This window comes from Xenorhabdus vietnamensis, assembly GCF_002127535.1.
GTDB classification, from domain to species: Bacteria; Pseudomonadota; Gammaproteobacteria; order Enterobacterales; family Enterobacteriaceae; genus Xenorhabdus; species Xenorhabdus vietnamensis.
On record NZ_MUBJ01000017.1, the window covers coordinates 71,640 to 94,816 of the forward strand.

Annotated in this window: 21 protein-coding genes and 9 tRNA genes; 14 read left to right on the plus strand and 16 right to left on the minus strand. The window is 41.3% G+C overall.

The window, feature by feature from the left end; all coding sequences use genetic code 11:
• Positions 1–51: 51 nt before the first annotated feature.
• Positions 52–783: a GNAT family N-acetyltransferase gene (locus Xvie_RS14495; RefSeq protein WP_086110011.1), complete on the plus strand. Its 732-nt coding sequence runs from the start codon at positions 52–54 to the stop codon at positions 781–783.
• 160 nt (positions 784–943) lie between these two features.
• Positions 944–1,795: a 3-hydroxyacyl-CoA dehydrogenase family protein gene (locus Xvie_RS14500; protein WP_086110012.1), complete on the plus strand. Its 852-nt coding sequence runs from the start codon at positions 944–946 to the stop codon at positions 1,793–1,795.
• A gap of 186 nt (positions 1,796–1,981) precedes the next feature.
• Here the strand turns inward: Xvie_RS14500 and crr are convergent, their stop codons facing one another.
• The 5 genes from crr to cysZ form a co-directional block, all read right to left on the minus strand.
• Positions 1,982–2,491 (minus strand): PTS glucose transporter subunit IIA, encoded by a 510-nt coding sequence (gene crr / locus Xvie_RS14505; protein WP_086110013.1) that lies wholly within the window; start codon positions 2,489–2,491, stop codon positions 1,982–1,984.
• 46 nt (positions 2,492–2,537) lie between these two features.
• Positions 2,538–4,265, minus strand: a complete 1,728-nt coding sequence (ptsI, locus tag Xvie_RS14510) for a phosphoenolpyruvate-protein phosphotransferase PtsI (RefSeq protein ID WP_086110014.1) — start codon at positions 4,263–4,265, stop codon at positions 2,538–2,540.
• 187 nt (positions 4,266–4,452) lie between these two features.
• Complete coding sequence (gene ptsH, locus Xvie_RS14515; protein WP_086110015.1) at positions 4,453–4,710, minus strand: phosphocarrier protein Hpr; 258 nt, start codon at positions 4,708–4,710, stop codon at positions 4,453–4,455.
• A 584-nt stretch (positions 4,711–5,294) separates the two neighbouring features.
• Positions 5,295–6,248, minus strand: coding sequence for a cysteine synthase A (gene cysK, locus Xvie_RS14520; protein ID WP_086110016.1), 954 nt, complete (start codon positions 6,246–6,248; stop codon positions 5,295–5,297).
• 229 nt (positions 6,249–6,477) lie between these two features.
• Positions 6,478–7,254 (minus strand): sulfate transporter CysZ, encoded by a 777-nt coding sequence (gene cysZ / locus Xvie_RS14525; RefSeq protein WP_086110017.1) that lies wholly within the window; start codon positions 7,252–7,254, stop codon positions 6,478–6,480.
• A gap of 220 nt (positions 7,255–7,474) precedes the next feature.
• Here cysZ and zipA point away from each other — a divergent pair, with 220 nt between their 5' ends.
• From zipA to Xvie_RS14550, 5 genes are all read left to right on the plus strand, one after another.
• Positions 7,475–8,410 carry a cell division protein ZipA gene (gene zipA / locus Xvie_RS14530; protein WP_086110018.1) on the plus strand — a complete coding sequence of 312 codons (936 nt, stop codon included), beginning with the start codon at positions 7,475–7,477 and terminating at the stop codon, positions 8,408–8,410.
• A 60-nt stretch (positions 8,411–8,470) separates the two neighbouring features.
• Positions 8,471–10,486, plus strand: a complete 2,016-nt coding sequence (gene ligA / locus Xvie_RS14535) for an NAD-dependent DNA ligase LigA (protein WP_086110019.1) — start codon at positions 8,471–8,473, stop codon at positions 10,484–10,486.
• Between the two features lie 173 nt (positions 10,487–10,659).
• A complete protein-coding gene (locus tag Xvie_RS14540; RefSeq protein ID WP_086110020.1) occupies positions 10,660–11,850 on the plus strand; it encodes a NupC/NupG family nucleoside CNT transporter in 1,191 nt (396 codons plus the stop codon).
• A 112-nt stretch (positions 11,851–11,962) separates the two neighbouring features.
• A complete protein-coding gene (locus tag Xvie_RS14545; protein WP_086110021.1) occupies positions 11,963–12,178 on the plus strand; it encodes a DUF3820 family protein in 216 nt (71 codons plus the stop codon).
• A 164-nt stretch (positions 12,179–12,342) separates the two neighbouring features.
• On the plus strand, positions 12,343–13,095 hold the full coding sequence (locus tag Xvie_RS14550; RefSeq protein ID WP_086110022.1) for an SDR family NAD(P)-dependent oxidoreductase: 753 nt from the start codon (positions 12,343–12,345) through the stop codon (positions 13,093–13,095).
• Between the two features lie 77 nt (positions 13,096–13,172).
• On the opposite strand, the gene Xvie_RS14555 is transcribed toward Xvie_RS14550, so the two are convergent.
• The 4 genes from Xvie_RS14555 to gltX all read right to left on the minus strand — a co-directional run bounded on the left by Xvie_RS14555 (position 13,173) and on the right by gltX (position 15,878).
• Positions 13,173–13,580 (minus strand): MATE family efflux transporter, encoded by a 408-nt coding sequence (locus tag Xvie_RS14555; RefSeq protein ID WP_244175666.1) that lies wholly within the window; start codon positions 13,578–13,580, stop codon positions 13,173–13,175.
• A 445-nt stretch (positions 13,581–14,025) separates the two neighbouring features.
• A tRNA-Ala gene (locus Xvie_RS14560) sits at positions 14,026–14,101 on the minus strand.
• Between the two features lie 56 nt (positions 14,102–14,157).
• Positions 14,158–14,233: transfer RNA gene (locus Xvie_RS14565), tRNA-Ala, on the minus strand.
• A gap of 214 nt (positions 14,234–14,447) precedes the next feature.
• On the minus strand, positions 14,448–15,878 hold the full coding sequence (gene gltX / locus Xvie_RS14570) for a glutamate--tRNA ligase (RefSeq protein WP_086110024.1): 1,431 nt from the start codon (positions 15,876–15,878) through the stop codon (positions 14,448–14,450).
• 268 nt (positions 15,879–16,146) lie between these two features.
• Here gltX and Xvie_RS14575 point away from each other — a divergent pair.
• The 7 genes from Xvie_RS14575 to Xvie_RS14605 all read left to right on the plus strand — a co-directional run bounded on the left by Xvie_RS14575 (position 16,147) and on the right by Xvie_RS14605 (position 16,884).
• Positions 16,147–16,222: transfer RNA gene (locus Xvie_RS14575), tRNA-Val, on the plus strand.
• 35 nt (positions 16,223–16,257) lie between these two features.
• Positions 16,258–16,333, plus strand: a tRNA-Val gene (locus Xvie_RS14580).
• A gap of 44 nt (positions 16,334–16,377) precedes the next feature.
• Positions 16,378–16,453, plus strand: a tRNA-Val gene (locus Xvie_RS14585).
• Positions 16,454–16,498: 45 nt separating this feature from the next.
• Positions 16,499–16,574: transfer RNA gene (locus Xvie_RS14590), tRNA-Lys, on the plus strand.
• Positions 16,575–16,604: 30 nt separating this feature from the next.
• Positions 16,605–16,680, plus strand: a tRNA-Lys gene (locus Xvie_RS14595).
• A gap of 30 nt (positions 16,681–16,710) precedes the next feature.
• Positions 16,711–16,786: transfer RNA gene (locus Xvie_RS14600), tRNA-Lys, on the plus strand.
• A 22-nt stretch (positions 16,787–16,808) separates the two neighbouring features.
• A tRNA-Val gene (locus Xvie_RS14605) sits at positions 16,809–16,884 on the plus strand.
• Positions 16,885–17,047: 163 nt separating this feature from the next.
• Here Xvie_RS14605 and Xvie_RS14610 read toward each other — a convergent pair.
• From Xvie_RS14610 to Xvie_RS14640, 7 genes are all read right to left on the minus strand, one after another.
• On the minus strand, positions 17,048–17,692 hold the full coding sequence (locus Xvie_RS14610; protein ID WP_086110025.1) for an L-fuculose-phosphate aldolase: 645 nt from the start codon (positions 17,690–17,692) through the stop codon (positions 17,048–17,050).
• Between the two features lie 21 nt (positions 17,693–17,713).
• Entirely contained in the window at positions 17,714–18,814 is a 1,101-nt protein-coding gene (gene mtnA, locus Xvie_RS14615) for an S-methyl-5-thioribose-1-phosphate isomerase (protein ID WP_086110026.1), read from the minus strand.
• 9 nt (positions 18,815–18,823) lie between these two features.
• Positions 18,824–20,089, minus strand: a complete 1,266-nt coding sequence (mtnK, locus tag Xvie_RS14620) for an S-methyl-5-thioribose kinase (RefSeq protein WP_086110027.1) — start codon at positions 20,087–20,089, stop codon at positions 18,824–18,826.
• A gap of 142 nt (positions 20,090–20,231) precedes the next feature.
• Positions 20,232–20,603: a YkgJ family cysteine cluster protein gene (locus Xvie_RS14625; protein ID WP_086110035.1), complete on the minus strand. Its 372-nt coding sequence runs from the start codon at positions 20,601–20,603 to the stop codon at positions 20,232–20,234.
• 475 nt (positions 20,604–21,078) lie between these two features.
• Positions 21,079–22,026: a glycosyltransferase family 9 protein gene (locus Xvie_RS14630; protein ID WP_167376284.1), complete on the minus strand. Its 948-nt coding sequence runs from the start codon at positions 22,024–22,026 to the stop codon at positions 21,079–21,081.
• Between the two features lie 468 nt (positions 22,027–22,494).
• A complete protein-coding gene (locus Xvie_RS14635) occupies positions 22,495–22,830 on the minus strand; it encodes an NIPSNAP family protein (RefSeq protein WP_086110029.1) in 336 nt (111 codons plus the stop codon).
• Between the two features lie 78 nt (positions 22,831–22,908).
• Positions 22,909–23,088: a hypothetical protein gene (locus tag Xvie_RS14640; protein ID WP_244175668.1), complete on the minus strand. Its 180-nt coding sequence runs from the start codon at positions 23,086–23,088 to the stop codon at positions 22,909–22,911.
• Positions 23,089–23,177: the final 89 nt, after the last annotated feature.

Consider the following 23,177-nt stretch of genomic DNA (forward strand, 5'->3'; position numbering starts at 1 on the left):
GACGGGCGCTTGCTGATTCTAACCAAAGCGAGTAAAAAGTGAGTAAGAAGTATGTCTTTATTTTCAAAAACGATAACTGACTTTTGGCAAGCTCCATTATTGAATGGAGATGTTATTTATAGTGATGATGTTTTTACTATCGCCACCAATGCCAATCTGGAAGAAGATGATCGATTGATGGTATTGGAAACCACCGATGGTCGGATCATGGTGGTTTTGACGCCTGAACTTGCCGAAAAAGCGGGGCTTTATCATCAAGAAAAGATATCCGAAGCGATCTTTCGCCGGAAATTGCATGAGGCAGACATTACTTTACATGGTGCAGATTATATTTTTTATTTTCCAGAGACTGAAAGAGACAGATTGTTGCAAGAAAATCTGGATGGCGAATTGCGCCAGCTGACGGAAGAGGAAGATGAAGACGTTTTCTCTGGGTTCCAATCTTCCGCTTCGGAGCAGGATTTGGATAATGCTTATGTAGAATTGGATCATTGGGTTGTATTCGGTTCTTTTGAGCAAAACCGCCTGATCAGTGCTGCCAGCATGTATCCGTGGGATGATGCACAAATTGCGGATCTGGGGGTGTTGACGTTAGCGCCTTTTAGGGGCAAAGGTCATGCCAGAAAAGTGGTGCGCACAATCAGTAAACATGCCTATGCTCAAGGGTATGAGCCTCAATACAGATGCCAGCTCGATAATCTTGCGTCTTCGGCGTTGGCAAAAGCAGCAGGTATGACGTTGTTTGGCAAGTGGGAGCTGGTTTCCCCTGATTCGAATAATTGAGTGATACATGCACCCAATAATCTTTGCACTGAATAGCGTTTGCACTTAACTAAATTGGTCTGAAATATCCCTTTCATTTTTCAAGTTGCAGTTTTGTTGGCTGCAACTTGAAATCCGTTTTTTATCAATATCTTTTAAACTCAATAAGAAAATAGTCACTATGTCAAAACTTAAAATAGCTGTGGTTGGCGGCGGCAATATCGGCTCCAGCCTTGCCTTCGACTGCGCTCTGCGGGGGCATGATGTAGTTGTTATCGAAAAAGATGCGCCTTCTTGCCAGCAGAGCAGAGAGAATATTGTGGAAACCGCCGGTTATGCTCCGCTGTTCAGTCCGCTCGCTAAGGGGAAAACCCCTGAAATGATACTGCAAAACATCGTTTGGTCGCAGGATTTACAGGCTGTGTCCGATTGTGAGTTTGTAGTAGAAAATATCACTGAGAATATTACGCTAAAGCAAACGTTATATGCGAATATGGCGGAATTTATTGCTCCTCATGCTGTATTGGCAGCAAATACGTCCTGCATTCCCATCACTAAACTGGGCTCGTTCCATAATGAACCGTCTCAGGTGATTGGCGTACATTTTATGAATCCGGTGTATTTGAAACCTACGGTTGAGGTGATTATTGGTCTCAATACTTCTGAACAGATTCAAAAACGATGTTTGGAGATTCTGACGACACTGGGTAAAAATGCTGTCGTGGTAAAAGACGGGCCGGGTTTTGTTTCCAACCGAATTTCCCATTTATTTATGAATGAGGCTGCGTTCACTGTACAGGATGGTATAGCTCAGCCTGCGGATGTGGACGCGATATTTAAAGGATGCTTTGGTCATAAAATGGGGCCACTGGAAACGGCTGATTTGATCGGTATCGATACTGTTGTTAATTCTCTTGATGTGCTTTACCAAATGTTTCAGGATTCAAAATATCGCGTTTGTCCGTTGATGAGAACAATGGTTGATGCAGGGCATTTAGGACGCAAAACAGGTAAGGGTTTTTATACGTATTAAATTTTGTCGGTTTTTTATTTTCCTGTTCCGCTTTCAATTTTGAACCATCCATAAAAAATCGCCCTGTTTTATCAGGCATTTTACTGTTTAGCCTGATGAAACAGTGGCGATTCACAAACAGCCCATCAATTATAAAGAATCGTTTAACAGAAAAAGAGGGAAACGTTCCCTCAATGGCTTTTGCTGTTATTTTTTGATTCGCATGATGACTGATTCACCTACAACCACCGATCCACTTACTTTAGTTAACTCTTTGATTTCGTCCATGTTAGAAATAACAACAGGAGTTAAGGTTGATTTAGCGCGTTCTTCCAGAAATGCCAGATCAAACTCTAAAACCAAATCGCCTTTTTGTACCCGCTGACCTTCTTCAGCAATGCGTTTAAAACCCTCACCTTTTAGTTCAACGGTATCAATACCAAAATGGACGAATAGCTCAATGCCACTATCTGATTCGATAGAAAAAGCATGGTTTGTTTCGAAGATCTTACCAATGGTGCCATCAACAGGAGCGACGATTTTGTTGCCGGTTGGTTTAATGGCGATACCATCACCAACGATTTTTTCGGCAAAAACAACATCCGGAACATCTTCGATATTGACTATCTCACCTGATAATGGGGCGATAATTTCAATACTGCCGCTGTTTTTTTTATCGTCTGAAACCAGAGATTTTAATTTATCAAGCAGACCCATGAATCTTCTCCTAATTGTTTTAATGGGACCGTATCTGGCTAATTTTTTAGCAGAGTGTTTTTTCTCTGGTAAAGGTGTCAACCAAATCCATCAATTCCCGTGCTGTTGGCTGAATTAAGGCTTGTTCTGCCAGTGCTTTTGCATCATCGTAAGTTGTATTACGGATGATTTTCTTAATGCGTGGAATTGATATTGCACTCATGCTGAACTCATCTAACCCCATGCCCAAGAGCAACAATGTGGCGCGTTCATCACCAGCCAGTTCTCCACACATGCCAGTCCATTTACCTTCTGCGTGTGAAGCATCAATAACCTGCTTGATTAAGCTCAACACGGCTGGTGACATTGGGTTGTAAAGATGAGAAATCAGCTCATTACCACGGTCTACCGCAAGAGTATACTGGGTTAGATCGTTTGTCCCAATACTAAAAAAATCAACCTCTTTAGCAAGATGATGAGCAATGGTTGCAGCAGCAGGGGTTTCTACCATGATGCCGACTTCAATCGATTCATCAAATGCCTTGTTTTCATTGCGTAACTGCTCTTTCAGTAACGCAAGCTCGGCTTTCAATTCCCGTATTTCTTCAACTGAAATAATCATTGGGAACATAATGCGAAGTTTACCAAATGCAGATGCTCTCAGGATAGCACGTAATTGAGAATGTAAGATCTCTTTACGGTCAAGACAAATGCGGATCGCGCGCCAGCCGAGGAATGGATTTTCTTCTTTTGGCAGATTCATGTAAGGCAGGTCTTTATCACCACCGATGTCCATCGTCCGAATAATGATGGCTTGATTGCCAACAGCTTCGGCAACGGCTTTATAGGCTTCGAATTGTTCGTCTTCAGTTGGCAGGGAATCACGATCCATAAACAGGAATTCAGTACGGTATAAACCGACACCTTCGGCGCCATTGCGTTCTGCACCCATAACATCACGCACCGTACCGATATTGGCACAAACTTCAACTTGATGACCATCCAATGTGATGGCAGGTAAGTCTTTCAGTTTTGCCAGTTCCGCTTTTTCTGTCAGATACTCACTTTTCGCGGTTTTCAGTTTCTCGATTTCGGTATCAGATGGATTCACGTAAATGTGGTTATTGACCGCATCCAGAATCAGATAACTGCCGTTTTTGATTTGTTTAGTGGCGTTGGTTGTGCCAACAATGGCGGGTAGCTCCAAGGAGCGGGCCATGATAGACGTGTGGGAAGTCCGGCCGCCAAGATCAGTGATAAAACCCAGAACTTTGTCCAGATTAAGTTGCGCGGTTTCTGATGGGGTCAGATCACTGGCGACCAAAATAACTTCTTTGTCAATGGAGCCTAAGTCGATAATTGGCATGTTCAGAATATTTTTCAGTAAACGTTTGCCAATATCGCGGACATCGGCAGCTCGTTCTCTTAAATACTCATCATCCAGTTCTTCCAGAGCTTTAGCCTGATCTTCAATCACTGAATAAACGGCTGCATCTGCTGTTGCCAGATTTTTTTTAATAAGGGTGACGATTTCCTGCTCTAGCTCTTCATCTTCCAGCAACATAATGTGGCCTTCAAAGATTTCGGCTTTTTCTGCACCTAGATTTTTTTCGGCTGTTTCTCTAATTGTTTCTAATTGTGCGGAAGATTTGTCGCGGCCTTGTTTAAAGCGGGAAATTTCTTGTTCGACTTGTTCTGGAATAATTTTTTTCTGATTGATAATGATGGGGTCTTCTTTCAGTAATAGCGCCTTACCGAAAGCAATTCCTGGTGATACTAAGATGCCTGAAATCATATTATATGACCTTACTGCGGGTGTTTACCTTTCATTAAGCCTTCAGGGAGAGAGGCTCTGCATTCCCCCAGATTTTATTGATCCGGGGATGAACTGAATGAAGTATACCCGTTGTTTTTCAAGTTTCAGCTTTGTTGGCTGCATCTTGAAATCCATAGGGTATAGACTGGCTTGATTGAGCGGACGATTATTCTAATTCACCCATTAACTTAACTAAATGCTCAACAGCTTGTTGCGCATCTTCGCCTTCAGCAGCAATCATTACGACTGTACCTTGAGTCAATCCCAGCGTTTGCAGCTTAAACAGGCTTTTTGCGCTAGCAGACTTGCCTCCAGAAGTTAGTGTGATGTCAGAAGCAAAGCCTTTTGCTTCTTTGACAAATTGTGCAGCAGGACGAGTGTGGAGGCCGTTTGGTGCAGTAATGGTAACTTCTTGCTGGAACATAGTATTTCCTCAATAACTTAAATAATCGTTGATAAGCCAAGAGAATTCTAAAATTGCTATACACCCTTCGTCTTTTCAATTGCAGCTTTGTTGGTTACGCTCACTGACCCCAGCCACAGCTACATAGTTAGCTATGCTTCTGGAAATTAGCTCTGTTACCGTCGCGCTGCGATTCGAAATTCATTGGGAATAATTGAATTCGCTTCGACTTGTACAACCGTTAAAATGATAATGAAATAAAGCTGTATTCCCTTTGACATTCAAGTTATTGCTCTGTTAACTGTAACTCGAAATTTATTGGGCTTATAATAATCATTATCAAAAAATTAACATATTTGATGCACTCAATTGTTGATTTGGTGTTAATACCCGCTATCCTAGTAATGGTCGAATTGAATAACCTGTTTGCTGCCTGCTTGGCGATTAATTTCGTGCATCAAAATAATTACTGGTTAAATACTAAAGCTACTTGAATAAATCATCTAGGAAAGTTTTAAACTTTGATCTGATGCACAAAAAAGCACCCTTGAGGTGCTTTTTTGTCAATATTTGTCAACGTAGTGAAAAATTCTATAGAGTGATTTTCAATCACTTTGTAGATCAGCAAACAACACTGTACTCAGATAACGCTCAGCTGAAGAAGGCAAAATCACCACGATATTTTTGTCTTTGTATTCATCTTCTTGTGATATTTTGATGGCAGCCGCAACAGCAGCACCTGAAGAAATACCAGAAAGAATTCCTTCTTTTTCAGTAAGTTCACGTGCTATTTTAATTGCTTCTTCATTACTGATTTTAAATACACGGTCAACTAATGTTAAATCTAAGTTATCGGGAATGAAACCAGCACCGATTCCCTGAATTTTATGTGGGCCTGGTTTTAGTTCTTCGCCTGCCAATTTTTGACTGATAACAGGTGAATCTTCTGGCTCTACCGCAACAATAGTCACTTGTTTACCACAAGTGTTTTTCAAGTAACGGGCGACACCGGTGATTGTCCCTCCTGTCCCTACGCCAGCAACGAAAACGTCTACATTACCATCAGTATCTTCCCAAATTTCAGGGCCAGTGGTTTTTTCATGAATTTCTGGATTAGCTGGATTACTGAATTGTTGCAGAAGGATATAACGGTCAGGATCACTGTCACGAATTTCGTTAGCTTTATCAATAGCGCCTTTCATGCCTTTTGCGCCTTCGGTCAGCACCAAATTTGCGCCCAGTGCCTTCAGCAGTTTACGGCGTTCAATACTCATTGTTTCAGGCATGGTTAGTGTCAACTTATAACCACGAGCCGCTGCAACATAGGCCAGTGCAATCCCTGTATTACCACTGGTCGGCTCGATAAGCTCTTTATCTTTGGTCAGGATGCCACGTTTTTCAGCATCCCAAATCATATTGGCACCAATGCGGCATTTTACACTGAAGCTGGGGTTGCGGGATTCTACTTTTGCCAAGATGCGGCCATTTGCGAAATTCTTTAAACGTACCAGCGGAGTGTGACCAATAGTCAACGAATTATCTTCATAAATTTTGCTCATTGTTCGATAGCCCCTAAAATACCGTAAATACTGATCAACCATACGCTAACATCTTATTTATGGAAATAAGGTTTCAATCTATTCTTATTATATAAAAGAATATTTGATGGCTATTTTATATTATTTTGATTATTTAAGATTGATGTGACTTTTTTGGTAAAGCCCCTGATATGTCTATGTTTGTCAAAGGCTTTGTTGTCGTTGGCGAAAGCAATTAGCAAAAACTAAATTAGCTTGATGACCTGCGATTCAGAGCATGTTGGTCACGATAGCGATCAACCCACATCGCTGTCGCCCCACAAACAGCAACGGGCATAATGAACAAATTCACAATAGGGATCATGGTCAGTACACTTACTGCTGCACCGAATTGAAGATTATCCATTTTGTCTTGGCGCAAGGTATTGCGCATGGTGGCGAAACTGACTTTATGGTTATCAAACGGATAATCACAGTATTGGATCGCCAGCATCCAGGCACTGAAAATAAACCAAAGGACAGGGGCGATGGTTTGGCCTATTCCCGGAATAAAATAAAGCAACAATAGGGCAAATGCACGGGGAATATAGTAAAGAATTTTTACCACTTCACGTTTCAGAATACGGGGGGTGTCTTTGAGTAAGTCGATAACGCCAGTATCTGGTGCTGGAATGCCTGTCAGATCTGCTTCCAGTTTTTCTGCCAGCAATCCATTAAATGGTGACGCAATGAAATTAGCGAGCGTGCTGAATAAATAGGTAAAAACCAATAGGATAGAGATAACTGCCAGTGGCCAAATTAAATAGCTTAACCATTGCATCCAATCTGGTATTTTATTGAGAGTCCACTGTATCCAGCCGTCCAGTTTATGGTATAGCCACCAAAATGAACCACCTAGCAATAAGATATTGGCCAATAAAGGTAATAAAACGAATCTTTTAATGCCGGGGCGGGTTACCAGTTGCCAACCTTGTGCAATATAATGAAATCCACTTGAGTATTTTGGCAACTTTGTTGAATTCGTCATATTTTCTTATTCTCTCCTAGATGATTGAGACGGTATGATATAGGCAGGATTTTCTACTGACCAGTAGTTTTGTGGGTAAAAAACATCCGAAAAAACAGAGGGAATATCTCTTTATCATAAGAAAACTATGTAGAGACTTGCACTTGTCTTATTTGACAAATACTCTTATCTAAAGAATATTCCGCCGTGGTGGCAATTAATTTAAACAACAGAGATAGCAATGATGCAGGATTTGCGTCTGATATTAATCGTTGTTGGTGCGATAGCCATAATAGCTTTGCTATTACATGGGTTGTGGACCAGCCGTAAAGAGCGTTCATCACTCTTTCGTGATCGCCCAGTTAAACGTCATAAACAGGGGCGTCACGAAGAGTCAGGGGATAATGATGGTGATGAACTGTCTGATAATAGGTCAAAGTCGAATGTTCAGGAGTCGGCAAAGTCACAGTCTGAACATCGTGCTGAGCCAATTATCAAACGTTGTGCGCCTGAATCGTCATCAGTAGTGCCTGATGATGGTCTGGATCCTTTACTTGCAAGGCATCAATCTGATGCAGGTGCAGCCAAAGTGAAGGGTGTTGATGATCAACAGGAAGAGCCGCAGCTTGGGTTGTTCGATCCGGTTGAACCCGCTGAATCAAAAGAAGCTGGAGTATCGGAGTCAGGCTCTGAAGTTGTGGCAGGGCAGGCAAAGACAGAAGAAAATCAGGCTATTGCTGAATCTGAGCACGCGCAGAAAGAAACAGTGTTGGTATTGCATGTTGCTGCTCATCATGGGCAGGAGCTGGATGGTGAAGTATTGCTCCAAAGCGTTTTGCAGGCAGGATTCCGGTTTGGTGACATGAATATCTTCCATCGTCACTTGAATCCATCGGGTAGTGGTGCTGTGTTGTTCAGCTTAGCTAACATGGTAAAACCTGGCTCGTTTGATCCAGACCAAATGACAGATTTCACGACTCCTGGGATCTCCATGTTTATGCTTGTACCTTCGTATGGTGATTCCAATCAGAATTTTAAACTGATGTTGCAGGCGGCACAGCGTATCGCTTCTGATGTAGGAGGCGTAGTTCTGGATGGTGAACGCAAAATGCTTACACCACAGATGATCGAACTCTATAAAGCCCGTATCCGCAATACGCTTAACGTCGGTGAATAACTCCTCTTTTTAGTTTTAAGCCCCCGCTAGTCGGGGGTTTTTCATCTCTGGTGAGAAGTCATGGAAAATATTATTCAAAAAATCAATGAATTAAGAACAACATTACGCCATCATGAATATTTGTATCATGTTATGGATGCGCCAGAGATCCCTGATGCAGAATATGATCGCCTGATGCGGGAATTAAAAGCACTGGAAGAGCAACATCCAGTACTGATTACCGCTGATTCTCCCTCTCAACGTGTAGGTGCTGCACCATTAGCGGTGTTTGAGCAGGTACGCCATGAGATCCCTATGTTGTCTCTGGATAACGTATTTGATGAAGAGAGCTATCTTGCCTTTGATAAGCGTGTTCGTGATCGCCTGAAAGACAGTCAAGATTTGGTATTTTGTTGCGAACTAAAACTTGATGGCCTGGCTGTCAGTTTGCTATATGAAAATGGAGAATTGATACAGGCTGCGACGCGTGGTGATGGGACAACGGGAGAAAACATTACCGCCAATGTTCGTACCATTCGCGCCATTCCTTTGCGTTTGAAAGGAGACAATATTCCTGCCCGCGTTGAAATTCGTGGTGAAGTTTTCATAAAACAAGGCGGATTTGAAAAGCTCAATGAAGAAGCGCGTCGTACAGGAAATAAAGTATTCGCTAACCCCCGCAATGCAGCTGCCGGATCTTTGCGTCAACTTGACCCTCGTATTACAGCCAAGCGCCCACTCACTTTCTATTGCTATGGTATCGGTATTCTGGAAGGTGGAGAGCTACCAACAAGCCACTACGAACGCCTGATGCAATTCAAACGCTGGGGGCTACCTGTCAGTGACAAGGTGAAGTTGTGTCAGGGAACTCGGCAGGTGATGGATTTTTACCGTGATATTGAGCAGCAGCGGCCGACACTGGGTTTCGATATTGATGGGGTTGTAATCAAAGTCGATTCCCTTGAATTACAAGAAAGGTTGGGTTTTGTTGCCAGAGCGCCACGCTGGGCGACGGCTTTCAAATTTCCGGCTCAAGAACAGATGACTATCGTCCGTGATGTTGAGTTTCAGGTTGGACGTACTGGCGCCATTACTCCGGTTGCCCGTTTGGAGCCTGTGTTAGTGGCTGGAGTTACAGTAAGTAATGCCACATTGCACAATGCAGATGAAATTGAACGTCTGGGGCTGCGCATTGGTGATACGGTGGTTATCCGCCGTGCCGGAGACGTTATCCCGCAGATAGTAGGTGTTGTTCATGAAAGCAGGGGAATAGAAACTCAGGAAGTGATTTTCCCAGAACATTGCCCGGTTTGTGGCTCAGATATAGAGCGTGTCGAAGGAGAAGCCGTTGCTCGCTGTACAGGAGGCTTGTTCTGTGGAGCACAGCGCAAAGAAGCGCTGAGACATTTTGTTTCCCGTCGTGCCATGGATGTTGATGGCATGGGCGAAAAAATCATTGAGCAGCTTGTGGATAAAGAGTATGTCAAAACGCCTGCCGATCTTTTTCGTCTGACCGCAGGAAAATTAACTGGTCTTGAACGGATGGGACCTAAATCTGCGCAAAATGTCATTAATGCGTTGGAAAAATCTAAAAAAACTACCTTTGCTCGTTTTATTTACTCTTTGGGCATTCGTGAAGTCGGGGAAGCGACAGCCGCTAATCTGGTTTCTCACTTTGGCACATTGGACAAATTACGTGCAGCGGATGTTGAAGCACTGATTGCGGTGCAGGATGTCGGAGGTGTTGTTGCCAGCCACGTCGTGAATTTCTTTAGTGAGCCGCATAATCAGATAGTGATTGATGATTTGATTGATAATATTGGTATCCACTGGGAATCGGCTGAAAGCCCGCGTTTAGATGAGGTTGACAGCCGATTTACAGGCAAAACAGTAGTATTGACCGGTTCATTAAGTCGTTTGTCCCGAGATGAAGCCAAAGATAAGTTGGCAGCCTTAGGTGCAAAAGTTACCGGAAGTGTGTCCAAGAAAACAGATTTGGTTATCGCTGGCGAAGCAGCGGGTTCTAAGTTAGCTAAAGCCAATGAGTTGGGGATTCCTGTTATTGATGAAGAGGAGATGCTCCGTTTATTGGGTTAATAGTACGCATTTCACCTAAAGATGTGATTATTAAAGTGTGATCGGAGTGGCTAAATAGGAATTTATAAGCGCTTAAATAGTAAGTTAATGTGAGTAAAATCAAAATTTATTGTTATGCGTTACATAAAATACAATTATAAATTTGTACGGTATCATATTTGGAGCTCTTTATTATGTCTCATATTTTTCATTTTTTCCTCGCATTAGTCGTGATTGGAGGTCTGGCGATCTTGGCGAGTAATAACCGGAAGCATATTAGGGTTCGTTATGTTATTCAGTTGATTATAATTGAACTCTTTTTGGCATGGTTCCTCCTGAACTCTGATGCGGGTTTTGGGATAGTTAATGGGTTTGACAATTTATTTTATCACCTATTGTCTTATGCGGCAGAAGGCACCAAATTTATTTTCGGTGGTATGATAGAAGCTAAATTAGCCTTTTTCTTCCTGAATGTATTGTGTCCAATTATCTTCATTTCTGCTTTGATTGGTATTTTACAGCATTTCAAAATACTGCCAATTACCATTCGTGCAATAGGTACAGTGTTATCTAAAATCAATGGAATGGGCAAACTAGAATCTTTCAACGCGGTTAGCTCATTAGTGCTGGGCCAATCAGAAAACTTCATTGCTTACAAAGATGTTCTGGGCAAAATGTCTGAGCGCCGGATGTACACGATGGCGGCAACGGCCATGTCCACGGTATCTATGTCTATCGTTGGTGCTTACATGACGATGCTGGATGCAAAATACGTGGTCGCGGCTCTGGTTCTCAATATGTTCAGCACTTTTATTATCTTATCGCTTATCAACCCTTACTCTGTTGAGAGTGAAGAAGAAATCCATATGAGCAATCTCCACGAGGGGCAAAGCTTCTTTGAAATGCTGGGCGAGTATATTCTGGCGGGTTTCAAAATTGCTTTGATTGTTGCTGCAATGCTGATTGGTTTTATTGCTTTGATTGCATGTATCAACGCAATTTTTCACTTGATATTTGGCATTACCTTTCAGGAATGCTTGGGGTATGTGTTCTATCCGTTGGCATGGATCATTGGCATTCCAAGTGATGAAGCACTGAAAGTGGGCAGCATCATGGCGACGAAACTGGTTTCCAACGAGTTTGTAGCAATGCAAAGTATGCACGAAATTGCGACTCAGCTAAGTGAGCGTTCGAAAGGTATTCTGTCAGTATTTTTGGTTTCCTTCGCTAACTTCTCATCCATCGGGATTATTGCAGGCGCCATTAAAGGATTGAATGAAAAACAGGGTAATACTGTTGCGCGTTTTGGCCTGAAACTGCTGTTTGGTTCAACGCTGGTGAGTTTCCTGTCTGCTGCAATTACAGGTCTGATCTTGAGCATCTAACTTTTTCATCTTTAGATCTGATAAGAATAATCGAAAGTGGCATCGTGGCGGATGCCGCTTTTTTTATAGAGATAGAGTTATCTTTTTATTGCAAGGTAACGGAGCTAACATCATGAACAAAGAAAATTTGCTGGAAATAGCTAACACCGCCATGCCATTTGGTAAATATAAGGGGCGAATGCTGATTGATTTGCCGGAAGAATATTTATTTTGGTTTGCTCGTAAAGGGGAATTTCCTCAAGGAAAATTGGGTACATTGATGGAAATGACTCTTGCAATAAAAATTGAAGGTTTAGAATCGCTGGTAAAGCCGTTGAAAAAATCTTGATAGATAAGGTTATGACAGATAAAGAACAACAGATGTTTTTCTGTTCGTTATGACCCAATCAGTGATGTAAGCCCCACCTCCATTTTCCGTATGACATTAATATATTACTTGATTAATTAATTGAAACTATTGATTGTTTTGCAACCCATTAGAGGGAGAATCATATGAGCTATTTTGACGGGAAAATTGCTATTGTCACAGGTGCGACGACGGGAGTGGGAGAAGGCATTGCGGAAGAATTATTCCATCGGGGAGCTACGGTTATTATTACTGGGCGTCAATTTTCCCGTGCCAAACAAACAGCAAGACGCATAGATCCTACAGGGAAATGTGTAATCCCTATGGAAGCCGATGTCAGGGATCATCTTTCAGTTAAGGCGTTGATTAATAACATAGTAGAACAGTTTGGTGGATTACATATGCTGGTCAATAATGCGGGTATTACCGGGCCGCATGGTATCAATATTTGTGATTATTCCGTTGATGATTGGAATGATGTGATTAATACTGATCTTAACGGAACATTTTTCGGTTTGAAATATGGTATTCCGGCTATAATTCAAAGTGGAGGAGGGGCTGTTGTTAACCTTTCTTCTTCCAACGGAATTGTGGGCATTCCCGGTATCGCACCTTACACAGCAGCCAAACATGGCGTGCTTGGGCTGACGCGTTCGGTTGCTCTGGAGTTTGCAGACAAAGGTGTTCGTATCAATGCTGTTGGGCCGGGTTATGTTGACACTCCGCATATGCAAACTTTACCTGCAGAAGTCAGAGAATGGATGGCAAATAGCCACCCGATGAAACGCATGGCAACCCGAGAAGAAGTGGCAAAAACTGTGGCATTCTTACTGTCAGATAAAAGTTCATTTACGACTGGCGCTTTTTACGCGATTGATGGTGGTTATACGGCACAATAGCGTAAAAAATTAAGAGCCCATCCTATTTCAATTTATCTACAATTTTAGCAGATATAGAGATCGGCTCTTGATGTGGTTCATTTTGCCAATTTTTTAAATTTTGCTCTCAATATCATTGAGAGTGTTATCGCATTGACAAGTAAGCCCAAAACAAGACCGTACCAAAAACCAATCAGCCCCATTCTCTCAGTCGGTATCGATAAAATTAATGAGGCAGAGATATAGTTATTAATGCTCTCTTTAATTCCTTCGGTATCATTATGGGATCGGTGCTTTGCCACATCGGCAGATAACATCATAATAACGCCATGACCCAGTACAAAGATAGGAAACCAAACACTACTTCCCAGAGATACCGCCGTCAGATCATTCGTTGAATAGTGGCCTGACATAATCACATCAACTGCACCTATAGCAGTTCTGGCAAGTTGAATTATTATAACTGGGCTTGATAATAAAATTAGATATTTCACTTCTTTTAACAATATTTCTTTTTACATGGTTTTCCTTATTAGATGTTTTTGTAAGTTATCCTGTCTAAATTAAAAAATAAGAAAAAATTAAATGAAACAACACTAATTTCTTGATTAGTTGATTATTCAGGGGGAAATGCTGGAAAAAAGTCACTGATGATAGAAATAAAAATTTTTATTATAAACAGAGAAATTATTATTTTATGTAGGAACTAATGGGTGCAACAAAATAAAAAATTCATGAACTAATAAAGCTAATGGCAATTATCATCATAAAACAGTAATTAATGTAATTCCTTGATAGCATTTCTTCATAAAATATTATTCATATCAAGTTCTTGAAATGCAGGCTTGGTTTTCAAGTTACATCACGATAATTGAGGATAGCTGATGCAGACAGGTAATACGCATATAAGAAAAATCCCTGAAAACTTGCGTCTTCAGGGATTCAGAATTTTGGTGGAGCTAAGCGGGATCGAACCGCTGACCTCTTGCATGCCATGCAAGCGCTCTCCCAGCTGAGCTATAGCCCCACGAATATGGTTCAGGTTTTGAATGCCAAACACTAACGACTGGTTATGCCAGTATTTGGTGGAGCTAAGCGGGATCGAACCGCTGACCTCTTGCATGCCATGCAAGCGCTCTCCCAGCTGAGCTATAGCCCCAAATCAAAATCCTGTGGAACGGGGCGAATCATATGAGACCCAGAGAATTCTGTCAATGGATTCATTAATATTCTCTGTGTAAGCGCTGGAAAAGCCATCAATGACCAATTTTGAGAGCAAAAAATAAAGGCACTGCAATAAATTAAGTGCCTTTATTATTCACATCATATGAGTTATGTAACTGATTTATGCGCCAGTATTTATAAATGACGATTTATTGTGCTTCACGTTGAGCAATATAAGCCAGAGCCTTATCAATACGAGACAGTGAGCGAGCTTGATTAATAGCATGGATTGTTACATCAACACTCGGAGACTGGCCTGCACCTGTTACAGCAACACGCAATGGCATACCTACTTTACCCATGCCTACTTCCAGTTCATCAGCCGTCGCCTGAATGGCATGATGGATATTCTCAGGTGTCCATTCAGTAATCGCTGCCAGTTTTGCACGGGCAACTTCCAGTGGCTGGCAAGCAACAGGGCGCAGATGTTTCTTCGCAGCATCTGCATCAAACTCAGCAAATTCTTCATAAAAGTAACGGCAAGATTCAGCCATTTCTTTCAGTGTCTTACAACGCTCACCCAGCAGTTTGATCAAATCAACCAGCTCTGGGCCAGTACGAGTATCAATACCTTGCTGTTCAATATGCCATACTAAATGCACAGCAACTTCTTCTGCCGGCAGGGTGTTGATGTAATGATGATTTAGCCATTGCAGCTTTTCAGTATTGAATGCACTGGCGGATTTGCTGATGGCATCAAGGCTGAACAATTCAGTCATTTCTTCAACGCTGAAAATTTCCTGATCGCCATGTGACCAACCCAGACGAACCAGATAGTTCAACAGCGCTTCTGGCAAATAACCATCATCACGGTATTGCATTACGCTGACAGCGCCGTGACGTTTGGACAGTTTTTTACCATCGTCTCCGAGGATCATAGAAACATGGGCATATTCTGGGACAGGTGCGCCGAGGGCTTTCAGAATGTTGATCTGGCGTGGGGTATTGTTGATATGGTCTTCACCACGAATCACATGAGTAATTTCCATATCCCAGTCATCAATGACAACACAGAAGTTATAAGTTGGTGAGCCGTCGGTGCGGCGAATGATCAAATCATCCAGTTCCTGATTGCTGAATTCAATCGGGCCACGGATACTGTCATTAAAAATGATGGAGCCTTCTTGTGGGTTACGGAAACGTACAACATGTGGTTTATCGTGATGCAGTTCATTATGATTATGCTGACACTCGCTATCAAGGCATTGCCCGTCATAACGGGGTTTTTCACCATTTGCCATTTGAGTTTCACGCAGTTGTTCCAAACGCTCTTTGGAGCAATAGCAACGGTAAGCTGTACCTTGCTCCAACATTTCATCAATAACTTGGTTGTAACGATCGAAACGTTTGGTCTGATAATAAGGGCCTTCATCCCAATTCAGATTTAACCAGTTCATACCGTCCATAATTGCGTCAATGGCTTCTTGAGTTGAACGCTCAAGATCAGTATCTTCAATACGAAGCACAAATTCACCTTTATTGTGGCGGCTATATAACCAGGAATAAAGGGCAGTACGCGCACCACCAACATGAAGATAGCCAGTAGGACTTGGTGCAAAACGGGTTTTAATTTTACTCATCAGGAATTGCCTTAATTACGTTTCTCTTTTTAGAGAGCGTTTTGGATGATCGAAGTAACAATAGTGGGGCTATTTTATCACTGCACTTCAATTCCTCAATGGCGTTAACGATAGGTTACCGAGAAAAGCCAAAATAAATTAACTAAATGATACCTTTGCGTGATTATAATTGTTTCATTCTGTTTAATTTTACGACGAACGATTGTTTTAGTAATAAAAAGCGTTGACTCACCTCGAACTATCCCTATAATGCGACTCCATCACGACGGGGCGATTAGCTCAGTTGGTAGAGCATCTCCCTTACAAGGAGGGGGTCATCAGTTCGAATCTGGTATCGCCCACCATATCTCTCGTAGTGATAAAAAATGATTTTATGATTGGGCGATTAGCTCAGTTGGTAGAGCATCTCCCTTACAAGGAGGGGGTCATCAGTTCGAATCTGGTATCGCCCACCAATCATAGATCAGTGGTATTGATGTCGTTATAGTCATCGTGAAGTGGGCGATTAGCTCAGTTGGTAGAGCATCTCCCTTACAAGGAGGGGGTCATCAGTTCGAATCTGGTATCGCCCACCACTTCATCTGGTTGTTTCGTAACAATATCAAATTGATATTTATAATGGGTCGTTAGCTCAGTCGGTAGAGCAGTTGACTTTTAATCAATTGGTCGCAGGTTCGAATCCTGCACGACCCACCATTAAAATATCAAAATCAAAATTATCTAATTGGGTCGTTAGCTCAGTCGGTAGAGCAGTTGACTTTTAATCAATTGGTCGCAGGTTCGAATCCTGCACGACCCACCATTTAGATATAAAAATCAGAATTACCTAATCGGGTCGTTAGCTCAGTCGGTAGAGCAGTTGACTTTTAATCAATTGGTCGCAGGTTCGAATCCTGCACGACCCACCATTTAGGTATAAAGATATGAAGTGGGCGATTAGCTCAGTTGGTAGAGCATCTCCCTTACAAGGAGGGGGTCATCAGTTCGAATCTGGTATCGCCCACCACTTCACCTCAGAATTTCTTATATGACACCTTCTTCCCCTAAAAACATATTTCGCTAAAACCCTATTCGATTAAAAATTATTTCCTATGAAAACCCGTTGATCCGTTCTGGCGTGCTTTCCAAGCAGGGGATGCAATAATATCGTGAATTGGGATGATCTTCGGCTATTTTATCTTTAATCCATAACTTTTGAATTTTTCCAGAATCCGTTGCATTTCTGCCGGAGGAAGTATCGGAACTGTCTTTATAACTGGAAGCACTTTTAAATAAAGTTGTGCCAATATTTCAATCTCATTTGCTAACCACAGCGCTTTTTCCAGATTAACTTCCATTGCAATCATGCCATGATGCTGCATCAGTAACGCCTTACTGTATGAGATTCCCTTGCTCACACTGTCGGCTAATTCGGCCGTTCCAAAAGTAGAATAAGGGATGCAGGGAACGTGATCGGTTCCTGTAACAGCAATCATGTAGTGAATAGCAGGTATAGCATGATTAAGAATGGAAACTGCCGTTGCATTAACAGCATGGTTATGTACAACGGCATTGAGATCAGGGCGTGCTTGATAGCAAGAAAGATGAAAATGCCATTCGCTTGAAGGTACATGATTGGCTTCATATTCGCCTTGATTACTGATATAGACGATTTGTTCAGGTATTAGCTTTTCATAAGGCACTCCACTGGGAGTAATCAAAAAACCGTTTTGATAGCGGGCACTGATGTTGCCCGACGTTCCTTGATTCAGCCCGAGCGCGTTCATTTTGAGGCAGGTTTCAATAATCTCTTGGGCAGTATGTTCTCTATTCATCATTATTACCTTGAGTGATAATTACGGTTTTCTACATAAATCAGGGAACAAAGCCCGTAATCCTTCCGCACTAGCATCGCAAACTCCACGTTCAGTAATTAGTCCAGTGATAAATTCAGCCGGTGTGACATCAAAGGCATAATTTCCACAAAACGTCCCTTGTGGTGCTGTATTGACCCAACTTCGTGTACCCTCAGGTGTGATGCCATATACATGGGATTGTTCTTCACCCGAACGTTGCTCAATGGGGATTTCTTTTACGCCGTCCCAGACCGTAAAATCCAGCGTGGGAGATGGCAGGGCAACATAAAAAGGCACCTGATTAGCTTTGGCCGCCAATGCTTTGAGGTAAGTGCCGATTTTATTGCATACATCACCTCGGGCGGTTGTCCGGTCTGTGCCGACAATACAGAGATCCACTTTGCCATGTTGTATTAAATGCCCTCCGGCATTATCAGCGATCAAAGTATGTGGTATGCCATGTGAGCCTAATTCGAAAGCAGTTAATCCTCCTTGATTACGTGGGCGGGTTTCATCAACCCATACATGGATTTTGATTCCTGCATCATGCGCCATATAAATAGGAGCCAGCGCAGTTCCCCAATCTACCGTTGCAAGCCAGCCAGCATTGCAATGAGTCAGGATATTGACCACCTCACCTGTCGGTTTGGTTGCTGCGATACTCTGGATTATTTTTAGGCCGTGCTCACCAATTTTGCGGCAGAGCTCCACATCTTCATCTGCAATTTCATTAGCGATCCGGTAAGCGGTTGCTTCACGTAGTGAATGCTGGGTATTTTCTAGAGCTTGATATGTTCTATCCAACGCCCACTTTAAATTGATTGCAGTAGGGCGGGTTTTAACCAAAATGTCGTAAGATTTTCGCAGATTTTCATCGCTACTTTCCTGACGCATTGCCAAAGCCATACCATATGCGGCAACAGCACCAATCAAAGGTGCTCCCCGCACCCACATTTCTTTGATGGCTGTTGCTGCATCCTGCATGGTGCGTAGTTGAATAGTTTGTATCTCAAAAGGAAGCTTGGTCTGATCGAAAATTTCGACGGTATGATCATCGTCAGCAAGCCAGACAGAACGGTAATGAGTGCCATTAATTTTCATATCAACCTCTTAACACTGTGCAATATAACGTCTAATTAGAGAAAATTTGGGATAATTTTCTCGATTGACTATCAATTCTCGTGCCAATTTCAGCGCCCGCTTTTCACAGATGGCGCGCTGGTTTTGATCTTCAATCTGTTTGAAATCGGCAACACCAGAAAATCCAACAATACGGCGATTGATTTCCAGTCCAGCATAAGCAAGCGTGTCTTTAAATAAGTTGGATAGAAATTCATCTTGTACTGTTTTTAAGAATGATGCATCGAATGTACCTTGCTGATAAAGCACAATAGGATAAGCATCCCCAACCTCTTTCTTATTCCATAATTGACGAAAATGATGTTCAAACACTGCCCAGGTAGTTTCTACTTGCTCCAGAAGCCATGTCTGATAGTCAACACATTGTGCATTATTTTCTCGTAGGGCTGGCTGAGCAAAGTAAGCCATTAATAAATTACCGATGTAGTTACCGATATCAAACGCCATTGGCCCCATGAAACTGAATTCTGGGTCAATGACCTTAGTGGAATCGGGCGTCACCATGATTGAGCCGGAATGGAGATCGCCATGCAGCAGGGCTTGTGTTTGCGTCATGAACTGATACTTATACTGCATGGCAGTTTGGATGAGTGCCCGATCTTGCCAGATGGAGTAGATTTCGTCGTCAAGCTGAGGAGCCGTCCAGTTGTTTCTCTCTGCATTAAAATAAGGCTCAGTGAAAATCAGATCTTCAGTGATCTTGCAAAGTTCATGGTTGTTAGCGAAGCGAGCAATGAGATCTTTTTTCTCTTTACTTGTCCTTCCGATGTCGGAAGTGTGGAACAGTGTATTCGCAAGAAAAATGCCAATATCTTCCGCGAGATGAGGAAACTTTTCCCCGGCAATAAGTTGCTTACGTAGGATGATATGCTGAGACAAATACTCCATGGCAAAGAGAGACATTTTCTCATCATAAAAATAGACATCAGGAACATATTCTTTGGCGACTTTTTTTTCTTCAATCAGGGCATGATATTCAAAATGCGAACGCACAAGCGAAAGCTGCCATGACTCCCCCGCAGCCCGTACATAAGGCAAGGCTTGCTTTACGACAATCGTCTTTTCTTTTCCTGAGACAATAAATACTAAGTTGAGATTGCCATCACCTACTTCTTGAATTTGCCAAGTTTCAGGGGAACCGCCGAGTAAAATAGTTGTTGGTAAATTTTCAGCAAGATAGTGAGGTAAAGATTCGCAAGTTTGTGGGATATACCCTGTAGGGACATTAGCAGACATTATTTTTCATCCTGATAATTTCATGAAGGAACATTCATAAACTGCACAGCGATAACTCATTCTGCTGTAATTGAATTTACATTTGTTAACTATAGATATGCAAAAGTAAGGTGTCTGTGATGAAACCAACATTAAATATCAGCTATGTTTGAGGTTTTGGCAGGGGAGGAAGGCCATAAGCCGCTCTGGCGCGATCACAACTTTCATTATAATCAGCAGTTTCCCAGGCTTGAGTAAATTCTTTGCAAGGAGAAGGCCTGTTGTCATAAATGGAGCAGGAGACCGATTTACCAATTTCACCACATAAATTGATACACCGGGGATGAGGCTCGTTTGTACCTTTCATGCAACGCCTGAAATCATTTAATTTTTCTGTCATGGATATAGGAACTGTACCACCACCATCCTCAGCTTCAGCCCAATAAAATGAAACACGAAAGTAGGCGCAGCAAGCTCCACAATTGATACAGGGATTATTTTGTAGCTTAGATTGAGAAATTAATGTTTGACTCATACCAGATGTCACTATCTGATGTTTAAGATATATACTTAGGTAACATTACCTTATCCTCAAAAGGTCATTTTCTAATAGAAAACGAGTCTCTTTAGAAAGAGATTATGTTGCCAAATTATATATTTCTTCAAGGAAAATTTATGTTATTTGGATGTGTTTGAAATTATTAAATAAATAACTAATTATTAAAGTGTCATCTTGTTGATTATAATCACAGTAATTTATTGTTTCTTTAGTTGTAATTTTTTCAATGCTAATTTAATGGTTTTAGTAATAAAGACTGAAACTTGAAGAGTTTTTTTCAAGCTAAAGATAGCATTATTCATTTTTTTAGCGAAATAGATAGTGGGTTTTGGACAAAATTACCTTTCCAAATAGATGAAATATTTATTCATAGTAATGACCGTGTTTTTTCGATTATAGATTTCCTTCTGCAAATTATAGGGATATTGATTACAACTTGCAGTTTATTAATTTATCCTTTAAGTAAGGAAAGTATAGCTGGATAGACTGCATCTAAATCGATATTGTTAACATCATCAGGATCGTAAAATGTAATACATTTATCTTCTGTAGCCAATGGTGCCCAATTTTTAGGCATTGTCACACCGTAAAAGGCAATAAGCTTTTTTTGTAATGCAGCAGCTAAATGGCAGATACCACCATCACCGACGATAATCAATGTCATACTATTCAATAAAGCTAGAAAAGAATTTAGTGAATCAGATACTACAACTTCACTATTTTTTCCTATACGTACTCTTAAATCCTCAGCTAAAGGAATATTCTGTTTATATGAAGAAATAACAAATTTTGCATCTGGATAATTTTCTAGTATTTTATTAGCTATTAGAGTCAGTCTCTCATTATTGATAAGACTATTTTTTCTGTTATTGGATACAGAAAATAAAATCATTGGAAATTGATGTTCAACAGCTTGAAGTTTATTTTTAAGTTTCATGCAAGGAAAAAATGCAGGAGATAATTTATTTTCAATAGGTGAGAATATGCGCAATGCTTTTAATGCCTGATGATAACCACTAACCTGTTCCTGCTTTACTGGATAATTAATTAACTTAGAGTGCCAATGTTTACTTGTAACAACAGCATAACGCTTTTTAGCTCCTAATAGCCATAAAAACAGATTATTTAGTTTCATCGGCGTAGGTTTGGAAGAGATAGCAATATCAAATTGTTCTCGACGAAATTTTAAGGCAGTTCTAAAAATAGATAGGTACTTATTTCCTTTAGGGATGATATGGACATTCATTGAAGGACACAAGTAATGAGCTAGTTCAGCATTACCAGCATCTATAAATAGGCTAATTTCTGCATTAGGATATTTTTTCTGTAAGAATTTTATTAATGGCTGAGTGCAAATAAGATCACCGAGTCCATTTCGACGTAAGATGGCTATTTTCATATGAAGGTTATTAAAATAAGCTCTATCGTTTATAATTTGTGTAACTATAACTAAAAATAGAAAACAATGATATTGAGTTTTGTTATTTGATAGCCATTTACTTTGTTCGAATATTGAACAAAAGAGAGTTGTGATTGATGCTGTCTTGGAATTTAATGAGCCCTGCATGAATAGAACATGAATATTATTTCATTGATTTAAAAGAATAAAATTTGTTATATCTTTAAATCTATACAACTTGCATTTCGCTAAGAACTCTCGCCAGTTCTATTGTGCTACCGATATGTTTTCAGTAGTCAAGGGACAAGGTCAGTACGTTAAACGTACCAACCATGTGAAGAGATTGCGCCGAATTTCGTCGGAAGCTATTGCAAAGGCAGTTAACTCTATGTGGAGAGGCTACCCAATAATTTTGGGTTGGCTGAACTCTACTTTTTAAAATGGTAAAGAATCAGCTTTATTCTGGTGCTACTCTATTCGCATGGCATTGATAGCCGATGTAGGCATTTCAATAACCGTCTTAACACTCTTATTAATTCTCTCAATAATTCCTGTTCTAGGGCCGTTTATCCATGCATCACTTTTATAAAATCTGGCCTGTACAGCCGACAGTTCATCCATATCTTCAAATGCCCGGATAAGATAATAGCAATCTAGGTCATGCTGCGAGTTACCGAAACTCACCACATCAATTCCCTGTGAACGATGTAACGGAACGCTGATATTTACCATGATTTCATGAAACTGACTGCCGGTTCCTTTCTTTAACTCGTACTGGAGTATTTCGATGATCTTGTTGTCCATGTATTCGCCTTACGTATTGTTATTCTTAATGATGTGAGCATAACGAATAATACCGAAAATATGGCAGCCGTATAGCCATTAAGCGATAGAGGAAACAGCCAACTGATATCCCTGCCAGTAAGAAGCCTTTCCCGTCACTGTGATCACCTGACCTTTCTGTAACAGCATCACCGATAGCGCCATCTCATCAAAGCCCGCGACACGCAGCGGATAATCACTGCGCTTCTCGCTCTGCGCCTGCATGGTAGCGACTGCCATCACCTTACCTGTCTGGCACTTTATACGCCTGGGGCAACGGTAATCTTCCCTGTGATCGTAGCGACTATCGAGGGTGCGTTCTTCTGTCT

Coding starts and splice junctions, on each gene's coding strand:
- Xvie_RS14495 (WP_086110011.1), top strand. CDS start 52: ATGTCTTTATTTTCAAAAACGATAACTGACTTTTGGCAAGCTCCATTA.
- Xvie_RS14500 (WP_086110012.1), top strand. CDS start 944: ATGTCAAAACTTAAAATAGCTGTGGTTGGCGGCGGCAATATCGGCTCC.
- crr (WP_086110013.1), bottom strand. CDS start 2,491: ATGGGTCTGCTTGATAAATTAAAATCTCTGGTTTCAGACGATAAAAAA.
- ptsI (WP_086110014.1), bottom strand. CDS start 4,265: ATGATTTCAGGCATCTTAGTATCACCAGGAATTGCTTTCGGTAAGGCG.
- ptsH (WP_086110015.1), bottom strand. CDS start 4,710: ATGTTCCAGCAAGAAGTTACCATTACTGCACCAAACGGCCTCCACACT.
- cysK (WP_086110016.1), bottom strand. CDS start 6,248: ATGAGCAAAATTTATGAAGATAATTCGTTGACTATTGGTCACACTCCG.
- cysZ (WP_086110017.1), bottom strand. CDS start 7,254: ATGACGAATTCAACAAAGTTGCCAAAATACTCAAGTGGATTTCATTAT.
- zipA (WP_086110018.1), top strand. CDS start 7,475: ATGATGCAGGATTTGCGTCTGATATTAATCGTTGTTGGTGCGATAGCC.
- ligA (WP_086110019.1), top strand. CDS start 8,471: ATGGAAAATATTATTCAAAAAATCAATGAATTAAGAACAACATTACGC.
- Xvie_RS14540 (WP_086110020.1), top strand. CDS start 10,660: ATGTCTCATATTTTTCATTTTTTCCTCGCATTAGTCGTGATTGGAGGT.
- Xvie_RS14545 (WP_086110021.1), top strand. CDS start 11,963: ATGAACAAAGAAAATTTGCTGGAAATAGCTAACACCGCCATGCCATTT.
- Xvie_RS14550 (WP_086110022.1), top strand. CDS start 12,343: ATGAGCTATTTTGACGGGAAAATTGCTATTGTCACAGGTGCGACGACG.
- gltX (WP_086110024.1), bottom strand. CDS start 15,878: ATGAGTAAAATTAAAACCCGTTTTGCACCAAGTCCTACTGGCTATCTT.
- Xvie_RS14610 (WP_086110025.1), bottom strand. CDS start 17,692: ATGAATAGAGAACATACTGCCCAAGAGATTATTGAAACCTGCCTCAAA.
- mtnA (WP_086110026.1), bottom strand. CDS start 18,814: ATGAAAATTAATGGCACTCATTACCGTTCTGTCTGGCTTGCTGACGAT.
- mtnK (WP_086110027.1), bottom strand. CDS start 20,089: ATGTCTGCTAATGTCCCTACAGGGTATATCCCACAAACTTGCGAATCT.
- Xvie_RS14625 (WP_086110035.1), bottom strand. CDS start 20,603: ATGAGTCAAACATTAATTTCTCAATCTAAGCTACAAAATAATCCCTGT.
- Xvie_RS14630 (WP_167376284.1), bottom strand. CDS start 22,026: ATGAAAATAGCCATCTTACGTCGAAATGGACTCGGTGATCTTATTTGC.
- Xvie_RS14635 (WP_086110029.1), bottom strand. CDS start 22,830: ATGGACAACAAGATCATCGAAATACTCCAGTACGAGTTAAAGAAAGGA.
- Xvie_RS14640 (WP_244175668.1), bottom strand. CDS start 23,088: ATGGCAGTCGCTACCATGCAGGCGCAGAGCGAGAAGCGCAGTGATTAT.